The 12,039-nt window shown below is 61.8% G+C and carries 9 protein-coding genes; 2 read left to right on the top strand and 7 right to left on the bottom strand.

The features are described 5' to 3' along the window. Nucleotides 1-24 precede the first annotated feature (24 nt). Genes HBJ59_RS00440 through HBJ59_RS00450 form a run of 3 tightly spaced genes read right to left on the bottom strand, consistent with a single transcriptional unit; the run spans nt 25 to nt 5,816 of the window. On the bottom strand, nt 25-1,452 hold the full coding sequence (locus HBJ59_RS00440; protein ID WP_167662489.1) for an efflux transporter outer membrane subunit: 1,428 nt from the start codon (nt 1,450-1,452) through the stop codon (nt 25-27). Then, a complete protein-coding gene (locus HBJ59_RS00445; protein WP_167662490.1) occupies nt 1,445-2,626 on the bottom strand; it encodes an efflux RND transporter periplasmic adaptor subunit in 1,182 nt (393 codons plus the stop codon). Before HBJ59_RS00445 ends, HBJ59_RS00440 begins: the two co-directional genes overlap by 8 nt. 1 nt (nt 2,627) lies before the next feature. After that, entirely contained in the window at nt 2,628-5,816 is a 3,189-nt protein-coding gene (locus tag HBJ59_RS00450) for an efflux RND transporter permease subunit (protein WP_167662491.1), read from the bottom strand. 309 nt (nt 5,817-6,125) lie between these two features. Here HBJ59_RS00450 and HBJ59_RS00455 point away from each other — a divergent pair, with 309 nt between their 5' ends. Continuing rightward, nucleotides 6,126-6,512, top strand: a complete 387-nt coding sequence (locus HBJ59_RS00455; RefSeq protein ID WP_083676658.1) for a MarR family winged helix-turn-helix transcriptional regulator — start codon at nt 6,126-6,128, stop codon at nt 6,510-6,512. A gap of 707 nt (nt 6,513-7,219) precedes the next feature. Beyond that, on the top strand, nt 7,220-7,735 hold the full coding sequence (gene mug / locus HBJ59_RS00460; RefSeq protein WP_167662493.1) for a G/U mismatch-specific DNA glycosylase: 516 nt from the start codon (nt 7,220-7,222) through the stop codon (nt 7,733-7,735). On the opposite strand, the gene HBJ59_RS00465 is transcribed toward mug, so the two are convergent. From HBJ59_RS00465 to HBJ59_RS00480, 4 genes are read right to left on the bottom strand one after another with little or no spacing between them, the layout of a single operon-like run. Next, the gene (locus HBJ59_RS00465) at nt 7,732-8,850 is read right to left on the bottom strand and encodes an agmatine/peptidylarginine deiminase (protein WP_076014555.1); all 1,119 of its coding nucleotides are present in this window, start codon (nt 8,848-8,850) and stop codon (nt 7,732-7,734) included. The two genes, mug and HBJ59_RS00465, sit on opposite strands and share 4 nt — an antisense overlap. A 20-nt stretch (nt 8,851-8,870) precedes the next feature. Then, entirely contained in the window at nt 8,871-9,959 is a 1,089-nt protein-coding gene (locus HBJ59_RS00470) for an extracellular solute-binding protein (protein WP_167663412.1), read from the bottom strand. Nucleotide 9,960: 1 nt separating this feature from the next. Beyond that, nucleotides 9,961-10,854, bottom strand: a complete 894-nt coding sequence (aguB, locus tag HBJ59_RS00475; RefSeq protein WP_076014553.1) for an N-carbamoylputrescine amidase — start codon at nt 10,852-10,854, stop codon at nt 9,961-9,963. 4 nt (nt 10,855-10,858) lie between these two features. Further along, nucleotides 10,859-11,911 (bottom strand): agmatine/peptidylarginine deiminase, encoded by a 1,053-nt coding sequence (locus tag HBJ59_RS00480; protein WP_167662494.1) that lies wholly within the window; start codon nt 11,909-11,911, stop codon nt 10,859-10,861. Nucleotides 11,912-12,039 lie beyond the last annotated feature (128 nt).

Genomic DNA, 12,039 nt, shown 5'->3' on the forward strand with positions numbered 1-12,039 from the left:
CGACCTTCGCGAGCAAGCTCGCTCCTACAGGTTCTTTTGGGCCAGTTGGGCAATATTCCAGCCGCCACCTAATGCCTTGATCAGCCCTACGTTGGCGCTTAACTGTTGAGTCTGTAGATCCAGCACAGTTCGCTGTGCCTGCAACGACGCTACCTGCGCCGTCACCACATCCAGGTACGCGGCGCCGCCCTGGCGATAGCGCGCCAGGGACAAGTCCTCGGCGTACTGCGCGGCAGCGGCAGCATCGCGCTGGTCAACCAGGGCAGTGTCGAGCCCGGAGATGATCGACAGGTTGTTCTCCACCTGCTCGAACGCGGTCAACACTACACCACGATACTTGGCTGCGGCTTCATCGGTTGCCGCCTTGGCACTGTCGACTCCGGCCTGGCGCGCGCCGCCATCAAAAATCGTCCCCACCAGCGACGGGCCAATGGCCCAGAAGATGTTGGGCGCACTCAACAAATGCGCGAACTCATCACTCTGGAAACCGCCTTGGGCACTCAGCGTGAGGGCCGGGAACCAGGCCGCTTTCGCCACACCTATGCGTGCATTGGCCGAGGCAATCCGACGCTCGGCAGCGGCGATATCCGGCCGGCGCTGCAACAGCGTAGACGGTACGCCGGTGGGCACGCCGGGCAAGGCGATATCCGCGACGCTGGGGGCAATCGCGTAGGTCGATGCGGACTCACCCAGCATCGCCGCTATCGAGTGTTCAAGCACTGCACGCTGCACCCGGTTCTGGCTCAGTTGCGACTTGACCGTCGACAGTTGGGTACGCGCCCGGGCTACGTCCAGGCCGGAAACGATACCGCCGCCGTGCAAGCCTTCGGTCAGGCTCAGGGCCTTGGCATAGGCATCGCTGGTTTCCTGTAGCAGTTGGTCTTGCCGGTCGATGCCGCGCAGGCGGATGTAGCTGTCAGCCAACTGCGCCTGCAAGCTCAAGCGCACCGAAGCCAGGTCTGCCTTGGCGGCCAGGGCGTCGCTGGTGCCGGCGGCAACGGTGTCACGCACGCGGCCCCAGAGGTCGACTTCATAGTCCAGTTCTACACCCACTGTCCCGGAATCGTAAACATTCGGCGGGCTGGCCGAGCGCAGTGGCCGGGTGTCCGACTGGCGAATGCGCTGGGCATTGCCCGACCCGATAAGCTTCGGAAACAGCCCGGATTGCGCCTGGGCCAAAAACGCCTGGGCCTGGGAATAGTGAGCCAATGCCGCGCTCAAGTCCGGGTTGTTTTGCAGCAACTGCTGCTCCATCCCATCCAGTTGCGGGTCTTTGTAGATGTGCCACCAACCGTCGCGACTCGCTTGGTCGTTCGGTGTGCCGACGGTCCACGGTCCTTGGGTATGGAACTGCGCGGCCACGGGTACGTCCGGCACGTCCAGCGGCGGCGCCAGGTGGCAGGCGCCCAGACCCAGGGTCGCGATCAATACCAGGCAAGTACGCTTAGCCATGGGGTTTGGCCTCTGCGGGGTTGGCGGCCAGTTGCACCGAATCGTCGTCGGCCAGGCCGTCGGGCGGGGTGTCGATCACCCGGTCAGTGGCGACGAGGCCACTGCCGATTTCCACGCTGTCACCAAAGTCACGGGCGATGGTCACGGTCTTGAAGTGCACGTGATTGTTCGCATCGAGGGTCGCCACACGCATGCCCTTGTCATCGAACACCAGGGCGCTGGCGGGCAGACGCAGCACGTCAGTCTGCACCGGCAAGGTGAACTGCACGCTGGTGTAGCCGCCCGGCAACAGGCGGCTGCCGGGGTTGTCCACCAGCAGTTGCACCAGGGTGCTGCCGGACGCGGCATTGACCGCATCAGCGGTGGCAATCACCTTCGCAGTGAAGGCTTCACCGCGATATTCCGGCACGCTGAGACGCGCCACGGTGCCCACCTTGATCTGCGGCGCCGACGATTGCGGCACCTGCACATACACCCGCAGGCGGCTGACATCGGAGACCGCGAACAGCTCTTTGCCGGTGGCCCCACCGGCACTGATCAAGGCACCTACATCGGTGGAGCGCGCAGTGACCACACCGGCGAACGGCGCGGTCAACCGCTGGAAGCCCTTGGTGGCAACCAACTGGTCGACGTTGGCCTTGGCCGCGACCACTTTGGCCTGCTTGGCGGTGAGGTCGCCGGTGCGCTCATCCACGTCCTGGCGCGACACCGAATCCGAGGCCAGCATCGCCTGCCAGCGCTTGGCGGTGGTCTGTGCCAGCGACTCGTCGGCCTGGGCCGAAGCCAGTACAGCCTTGGCTTGCAGCAGTTGTTGATCCAGCTCCGGCGTGTCGATTTCGGCCAGCAGTTGCCCGGCCTTCACGTGGTCGCCGATGTCGACGTTCCAGGTCTTGAGGTAGCCATTGACCCGGGCAAAGATCGACGCCCGCGAATACGCCTCAAGGCGCCCCGGCAAATTCAGGATCGGCCCTTGAGGCTGCACGCTCGGAGTGATCAGGATCACGCTGGGCAAGGCCTGGGCATCGGTCCAGGTTTTCAGGTCGCGGGATTCGCTGGCGCGCACACCAATGCCGAACACCACCACGGCGACCAGTACTACCAGCCCCAGCACCAGCCAGAGCAGACCACGGGAGTTACGGCGGGGTGAACCCGGATTGGAAACGGAAGCAGACATGTCAAACCCCTTGAGTGGCGGTGGTCGCAAGCGTGGCGTGCTGACGCCGCCCGTGCACAAGACTGAAAATCAGCGGAACCAGGAACAACGTGGCAATGGTGGCGAAGGCCAACCCGCCGATGACCGCACGGCCCAGCGGGGCGTTCTGTTCGCCGCCCTCCCCCAGGCTCAGGGCCATCGGCGCCATGCCGATGATCATCGAAATCGCGGTCATCAATACCGGACGCAGACGGGTAAAGCCGGCCTCAAGCGCCGCCTGCACCGCATCCCCGTGCACCGCCAGGCGTTCGCGGCAGAAGCTCACCACGAGGATCGCGTTGGCGGTGGCCACGCCCATGCACATGATCGCCCCGGTCAACGCCGGTACCGACAGCGGCGTGTGGGTGATGAACAGCATCCACACAATCCCCGCGAGCGCCGCCGGCAAGGCGGTGATGATCACGAACGGGTCAGCCCATGACTGGAAGTTGACCACGATCAACAGGTAGATCAGCACCACCGCGCCGAGCAGGCCAAACAGCAAGCCACTGAAGGCCGCGTTCATGGTTTGCACCTGGCCCTGCAACAGCACCTTGGAACCGGTGGGCACTTCACTGGCGTGGGCGGCGAGGATCCTCTGGATATCGGCGGCGACGGCACCGAGGTCGCGCCCCTGGATCGCGGTCAAGACCTCGACCACCGGCTGGATATCCGACTGGGTCACCACCGAGTTGCTGTGGCTGCGGTCGATGGAGGCCAGGCCGCCGAGGGTCTGGTCCGACGCCGCACCGGCACTGCCGCTCAACGGCAGGTTATGCAAGGCGGCCAGGGTGTCGAGGCCGTATTGCGGGGTTTGCATCACAATCGGGTAGGACACGCCGTTGGCCGGGTTGAGCCAGAACGTCGGCGCCACCTGGCTGGAACCGGCGAGGTTAACCACTAGGCTGTTGGTCACGTCGCGCTCGTTCAGGCCCACCAGTTGGGCTTGGGTACGGTCCACGTTGATATTGAAGGTCGGCAGTTGCCGCGACTGCTGGATGCGCGCATCCACCACCCCCGGCACCCGCCGGATTTCCCGCAGCAACGTGCTGGCATAGGTGAAGTTGGCTGGCAGGTTATTGCCGCTGACTTGCACATCCACCGGCGCGGAAGAGCCGAAGTTGAGGATCTGCCCGACGATGTCCGACGCCGGGAACGAGAACACCGCATTCGGGAATTCACGGGGCAGTCGTTCACGCAGTTCGCGCATGTATTCGGCGGTGGGACGATGGCCCTCTTTCAGGCTGATCTGGATATCACTGTCTTGGGAGCCCACGGTGCCGGTGTTGTTGTAGGCCACGTTGATCCCGCTGATGGCCAGGCCGATGTTGTCGACGATGGCCGCCAGTTCCTGGGGCTCGATCACTTTATGAATGGTGTTTTCGATCTGCGAGACCAGCCGCGCATTGCTCTCGACCCGTGTACCGATCGGGGCACGCACATGCAGCAGGATCTGCCCGGAGTCGACCTCAGGGAAGAAGTTGCGGCCGAGAAATGGCACCAGCGCAAACGACACGGCAACAAACGCCAGCAGCGCGATCACCACGATACGGCGGTGATGCAAGGCACTCTCCAGTGCCCCGTGGTAAATCCCGCGAAACGCTTCGAACTGCCGCTCGAACCCGCGTTGGAATTTCACCAGCGGGTTGCTCGACGGCGCGACCACCGGCGTGCCGTCCGCATGATGTTCGTGAGGCTTGAGCAGGTAATTGGCCAGGGTCGGCACCAGGGTTCGCGAGAGGATGAACGAGGCGATCATCGCGAAGATCACCGCTTCCGCCATCGGCACAAACAGGAAGCGCGCCACGCCTTCCAGGAAAAACATCGGCACGAACACGATGCAGATACACAGCAGCGACACGAACGCCGGCGTGACGATCTGCGCCGCACCGTCGAGGATCGCCGTCTCCACCGGTTTGCCCTGCTCCAGGTGCCAGTTGATGTTTTCGATGGTCACCGTGGCGTCGTCCACCAGAATCCCCACGGCCAATGCCAGGCCGCCGAGGGTCATGATGTTGAGGGTTTCACCGAGCGCCGACAGCGTGGCAATCGACGACAGGATGGCCAGCGGAATCGAGGTGGCGATAATCACCGTGGAGCGCCAACTGCCGAGGAACAACAGGATCATCAGGCTGGTCAGCGCCGCTGCAATCACCCCTTCACGGGCCACACCGCTGATGGCCGAACGCACGAACAGCGACTGGTCGCCGATCAAGTCGATGTTCAGATTGGGCGGCAGCGCGCCTTTGTTGTCGGCCAGTTTGTCCTTGATGCCGGCGATCACCCCGAGGGTCGAGGCCGAACCGGTCTTGAGCACCGGCAGCAACACGGAACGGTTGCCGTTGACGTGCACGATGTTGGTCTGCGGCGGGTTGCCGTCGCGTACGGTGGCCACGTCACGAATCAACACGGTAGTGCCGTCGGCGGTCTTGATCGGCAGGTTTTCCAGGTCGTGGAAGTCCGTCGGCGAGTTGTTCAGTTGCAGGTTGAACTCATAGCTGCCGATCTTTTGCGTGCCTATTGGGGTGATCAGGTTCTGCGTGGCCAGGGCGGTGGCCACGTCTTGCGCCGACAGCCCACGTGCCTGCATCCGCGCCGAGTCGAGGTCGATCTGCACCTGGCGGGTCTTGCCGCCAAATGGGTATGGGAGTGCCGCACCGGGCACCGTGGTCAGCATCAGGCGCACGGTGTTGAGGCCCAGGTCACCGAGCTTCTGTTCGCTGAGGCCTTTGCCGGACAACGCCAATTGCACGATCGGCACGGTCGAGGCGCTGTAGTTGAGAATCAGCGGCGGCGTGGTGCCCGGTGGCAATTGACGCAGGATGGCCTGGGACACCGAAGTCATTTGCGCGTTGGCGGTACTGATATTGACGCCTGGCTGGAAGTACACCTTGACGATGCCGAAGCCGTTCAACGACTCCGCCTCGATATGGCGAATGTCGTTGACCGTGGTGGTCAGCACCCGCTCGAACGGCGAGGTGATCCGGCCGGCCATCTGATCCGGAGGCAAGCCGGTGTACTGCCAGATCACGGCAATCACGGGGATGCGAATTTCGGGGAAGATGTCGGTCGGGGTACGCCAGGCCGCGAGCGGGCCCACAATCAGAATGAAAATAGCCAATACCAGGAAGGTATAGGGGCGCCGCAATGCGATGCGCACAAGGCTGAGCATAGGTGTGATCCAGACAGGAAGTTGAACACTGAAGGAGGCACTGGACAGTGCTTTCCTCCTGCCTCGCCCGTCTGTGTTCCGGGCCAACTGCGCTGACATCCGGTCAAAATAGAGGCATATGCCACGATATAGCTTTTAGAGGTATACGCAACTAATTTGTTGCTACATGTGTCAATATTCATCTTGCCGGATTAACGTTCGGTTAACCCTTGATCTGTAGCGAGTGATCAGCCTGTGAAATGCGCACCGCCCGTCCTGAATAGTCCCAGCACCTGCTCTAACGGCGCCGTGCGTCGTGCGTCCCGGCGGATGGCGCAAATCTATGATGAGGCGTTTTTGCCGTTTGGGCTGAAGGCTACTCAGTATTCGTTGATGAACCATATCGCCAATGGGGACGCGCCGAAGATGCGTGATTTGGCGCAATCGTTGGTGATGGATTTGTCGGCCCTGGGGCATACCCTCAAGCCGCTGGTGCGGGATGGGTTGGTGGTGTTGCAGGTGGATGAGTTGGACCGCCGCAGCCGACGGGTGCTGTTGACCGATGCGGGGCAGCGTAAGTACGAGGAGGCGCGGGTGGTGTCCAGGCAGATGGCGGTGCGGTTTGATGCGGCTTTTGGTGCTGAGGCGGCTTGCGAGTTGCGTAAGGCCATGGACTTTATTGCGTCTGATGAGTTTGCTCGGGCGTTGTTGGGTTAGGGGGCATATCCGTTATTGGGGTGATGGCTTCGATTGGTTCCGCTCTTACAGCGGCTCACTTTTGAACAGCGCAAAAGTAAGCAAAACGCTCTTGCCCCACCACTCGGCACCTCGCCTAGGCTCGGTGTGCCCTCACTCCGGCTTTGGAGCGTGGGCCGCCGCGATGGGCCATCCTTGGCCCAGCGCGGCTAACCCGGCGTCCTGCCGGGTTACCCACGCTCCAAAGCCTGCGTTCGGCCAGCGTGGTTTAACGGGGCGCCTAAGATCAAGATCAACAGCAGATCAACAACACAGCGGCCTACAGGCCGGCTTGAGTGTGGTGAAGCAACAGCAACAGCAACAGCAACAGCAAAACCAGAAGCGGGCACGGTCCAAATGTGGGAGCGGGCTTGCTCGCGAAGGTCGTTAACGATGACGTTGGCATTCTGGATGAACGCGGCGTTCTCAGGTTTTTCGCGAGCAAGCCCGCTCCCACATAAAGCAGCTCTGCTCTTGATCTGCTTTTGATTTTGATCTGATGGCCCCGTTAACCACGATGGCCGCAAGTAGGCACGGTGGAGCGGGTAAATCGGCAGGAAAGCCGATTTAGCCGCTGTAAAAGATAGCCTGAACAGGTTCACAGGGTATCCATCCCGACTAACGCCATACGCCAGACCGCCCCCTGTGTTATTCCAAACGTCGTGAAAGACCCTTGCCTGAGACTCAGCATGAACGAAACACTCGACGACATTCTGACCAAAGACCTGGCCGTGATTTTCTGCGGAATAAACCCGGGACTGAAGGCCGCCGCCACCGGGCGTCACTTCATGGGCAGGAGCAACCGGTTCTGGCGCACGCTGCACCTGGCCGGGTTTACGCCCCATGAAGTGCAGCCGGAAAACGACCGCACGATTCTGCAGTACCAGTGCGGGCTGACCACGGTGGTGGAGCGGCCTACGGCCCGGGCGGATCAGTTGTCAGCGGATGAATTCAAGGCAGCAGCAGCGAGTTTTGAACGCAAGATCACCCGTTATGCGCCACGGTATGTGGCGTTTCTGGGAAAGGCAGCCTATAGCGCGTTGAGCGGGCAGAAGCAGATTGCCTGGGGGCTTCAACCGCACACCCTGGGGCATGCGGCTGTGTGGGTTCTGCCCAATCCCAGCGGCAGGAACCTGGGCTTTACCCAGGCCCAGTTGGTCGAGGCGTACCGTCATCTGAAGCTGGCATTGGACGCCCCCGCCTAAACCATCGGCTGGTGACTGGTCACACAATGAATCCCACCACCACCCGCCGCGATTGCATCGATATTGAGCTGCACCACCTCGCGCTCCGGGTAGAGCCTGGACAGTAGCGCTAGGGCTTTTGCGTCGGCCACCTTGTCGCCGAACTCGGGTCCAATCACCGCCCCATTGATGACGAAGTAGTTGATATAACCCGGTGCGAAATCCGGATTGTTCCGGCTGAACCGGCTTTTGCGTGGATTAAGCGGCGGCGACACGGTGTGCACCTGCAGCGGCCGTCCGTCCGCATCGGTGGCCTGCTTGAGGATGTCGAGGTGCGCCAGCGTGACCTTGTGATCATAGGATCCGGGGTCGGTGTCGAGGTTGGCAATCACCACGCCTGGTTTGACGAAGCGTGCATAAAAATCGACGTGGGCATCGGTGATGTCTTTGCCCTTGATGCCCGGTAGCCAGATGATTTTGCGCAGGCCCAGGCGCGTCTTCAGCTCGGCCTCGACATCCGCCTTACTCCAGCCCGGATTGCGGTTGGTATTGATCCAGCTGCTTTCGGTCATGATCCCGGTGCCGTGGCCATCCACCTCGATGGCGCCGCCCTCGCCCACCAGTTCGCTGCGAATCGGCTGGGCCTCGGTGACTTCAGCCACTAGGGCGGCCAACTGCGCATCCTCGGCGTGCTGTTGTTTATTACCCCAGCCGTTGAAGTTGAAATCCACGGCGCCCAGCCCGCCCTGGCCATCGACGACAAAATTGGCGCCGGTGTCGCGCATCCAGATGTCGTCCAGCTCGGTGACCACGAATGTGGTGTTGTGGGTGCCGCATTTTTCTTCGGCCAGCGCCCGCTCATCCTCGCGGCAGAACACGGTCACCGGCTCGTGACGGGCGATGGCGCGGGCGATCCGGCCCAGGGCTTCTTGCACATCCGGCGTGAAGTCTTCGTGAATGGCCTCCTGCGCGCCAAAGGCGATGAACGCTTGCTGATGTTTTTCACCTTCGTCCGGCATGATCCAGCTCCCCTTTTTGGCGGCCTGTGCCCAGCGTGAGCCCAACCCTACGGACGCGGCTGCGCCCAGGGCGGCTAACACCGATACCTGTTTGATGAATTCGCGACGTGTTGCCATAAGTGCCTCTGGAAGTTGAATCATTTGACGGTAGCGGTCTTAAACTTGGTCCAGACCCGCATGCGCGCACGCATGTCCGCCTGGGGAATATCTTTACCCGGGATCAACCGTTCGAACGTGGCTTCATCCGGATAGATCTGCGGGTTGTTGCGCATTGCCGGATCTACATCAGGACGCGCCTTGGCGTTCGCGGTGGGATAGCCGGTGAAGTTACTGATCGCCGCCATGTTCTCCGGGCGCATCACGAAATTGATGAACGCGTAGGCGTACTCCGGATGCCGGGCATCGACGGGGATCGCCATGGTGTCCATCCACACCGTCGTGCCTTCGCGGGGGATGTGATAGTCGAACGTAACCTTTTTGCCGGCAGCATCCGCCGCCCGTTGCGCCTGGGTCATGTCGCCGCTGTAGCCGAGGGACAGGCACAGGTTGCCGTTCACCAGGTCGGTCACCGGTTGCGACTGGAATTTGCGAATGTAGGGCCGCAGCTTGAGCAATAGCTCGCTGGCGGCAGCAAGGTCTGCCGGCTTGGCACTGCGTGGGTCACGCCCCAAATAGTTGAGTGCTACCGCCAGCACTTCGTCCGGTGAGTCGATCAGGGAAATCCCGCAGTCGGCGAACCTGGCGGCCAGCTCCGGCTTGAACAACAGGTCGAGGCTGTTGACCGGCGCGTCCGGCAGGCGCTGCTTGATTTGCTCGGTGTTGTAGGTCAGGCCGATGGTGCCCCAGGTGTAAGGAACGGTGGCGGTGTTCGAGTAGTTGTAGTGCGTACGCAGCTTCTGCAAACCGGGCTCGATATCCTTCAGGGCGGTGAGCCTGGACTGATCCAGCGGTTGCAGGCTTCCAGCACGCATGAGCCGTTCGCCCACGGTGTCGCCAGGGAAGATCAGGTCATATCCGCTGCCGCCGGCCATCAGCTTGGCCTCCAGGGTTTCGCTGCCGTCCATCACATCGTAGATCACCTGGATCCCGGTTTCGGCGGTAAACCGCGACAACGTGTCCTCGGCGAAGTAATCGGCCCAGTTGTAGAGCTTCAAGGTCTTTTCTTCGGCGTGCAGCGACGGCGCCAGCGCCAGGCAGCAGAGCAACAGCGTGCAAGCGATCTTCATCTCAAAGCCCTCGGTAGGTGTGGTGACCATCCAGACTCAACAAACCGCCATACATTTCCGGGCGACGGTCGCGGTAGATGCCCCAGGTCAGGCGGTCCTCGCGCATCGCCGCCAGGTCCAGGCGGTGCACCAGCACACCGGTGCTGTCGCGGTCCGCTTCGGCGAGCAACTTGCCCTTGTGATTGCAGATGAAGGACGAGCCGTAGAAGTCCATCTGCAAAGTCGGGTCGGTAGTCGCCACCTCGCGGCCGACACGGTTAGAGGCGACTACCGGCACGAGGTTGGCAGCCGCATGCCCACGCATGGTCATCTGCCAATGGTCCCGGGAATCCAGGGCCGCGCAGCCCGGCTCAGAACCGATGGCCGTGGGAAACAGCAACACTTCGGCGCCCATCAGCGCCAGGCAGCGCGCGGTCTCGGGGAACCACTGATCCCAGCAGATGCCCAGGCCGATGCGCCCGAATGCCGTGTCCCAGACCCGAAATCCGGTATCGCCGGGGCTGAAGTATTCCTTCTCCTGATAACCGATGGCGTTGGGGATATGGGTCTTGCGGTACACCCCGAGTAACTGCCCATCCGCATCGGCCACGCTCAGTGAGTTGAAACAGGCATTGCCGGCCTTTTCGAACCAACTGAGGGGCAGCACCACGCCCAGTTCCCGGGCCAGGGCGGCGAAGCGTTTGAGCACCGCGCTGTGCCGGTATTCCTGCGCCAGCGCCAGGTGTTTGTGATGCTGCTCGATGCAAAAATACGGCGTGGCAAACAGCTCCTGCAGCAGGATCACTTGGGCGCCTTTGCTGGCCGCATCACGCACCAATTGTTCGGCCAGATCCAGGTTGTTCGGCAGGTCCCAGGTGCAGGGCATTTGCGTGACACCAATCGTCAGTACGGACATGACATCACCCCTTCACCGGCCAGGCGGGTTGCTGCTGGGTGATGCAATGCACCCCGCCGCCGCCGTGGGCCAGGTGACTGATCCGTACCGGCACCACCACGCGCCCCGGAAACGCCCGGGCCAATACATCGGCGGCCACTTGGTCGGCGTCAATGCCATAGGCCGGCATGATGATCGCGTTATTGGCGATGTAAAAGTTGGTGTAAGAGGCACAAAACACTTCGGCCTCGGTGTCTACGGCGTCGGTGGCTTCATACAGCTCGATCAGCTCGAAGCGGCGGCCGCAGGCGTCGGTGGCCAACTCCAGGGCACGGCGATTTTCCCGAACCACCTCGGCGTACACCGAGTGTTTGTCGTGGGTGGCATCCACCAGCAACACGCCCGGGCGGGCGAAGGCGCACACGCCATCCACATGGCCGTCGGTCATGTCGCCGGTCACATGGTCGGGATCCCCTGGCAGCCAGATGGTTTTTTTCACGCCCAGCAAGCGCGTGAAGATCGCCTCGATCTCGGCCTTGGTCACCCCAGGGTTACGGTTGGGATTGAGCAACACCGATTCGGTGGTAATCAACGTGCCCTCGCCGTCCACATGAATCGCGCCACCTTCGTTGCTCAACGGCGTGCCGAAGCATTCCATGCCCATGTGATTGAGCACGCGGCGGGCCAGGCTTTCGTCCAGGTCATGGGCCGACTTGCCGCCCCATGCATTGAAGCGCCAGCTCACGCCGGCGAGGCCCTGTTGCGGGTGGCACACAAAGCTCGGGCCGGAGTCGCGACACCAACTGTCGTCCACCGCCAGTTCGATCAGTGCAATGTTCGGCCCGCACAATGCCCTGGCGCTGGCGACGGCCGAAGGGTCAACGATCATTTTCACCGGTTCAAAACGCGCGATGGTATTGGCAACACGGGCAAAGTCTTCCTGCACCAGTGGCAACGTAACGCCCCAGCCAGACTCCCAAAGCGCCTGGTTATGCGGCCAGACCATCCACGTCGCCGCATGCCTGGCCCACTCCGCCGGCATCCACCAGCCACTGTCCTGAATTTCATTCTGCTGCATGACAAATACCTTTGAGTTAAGTCATTGTGTTCAATGAAAACTGTCTGCGAGGTCTTGGCATGCATGCTACGGCTGTAAAAACGGGCAAACAAACGATGGATTTTGTGGAAAACTGATTAGAGGAACTT

Source organism: Pseudomonas sp. AN3A02, from assembly GCF_011765255.1.
Lineage (GTDB): Bacteria > Pseudomonadota > Gammaproteobacteria > Pseudomonadales > Pseudomonadaceae > Aquipseudomonas.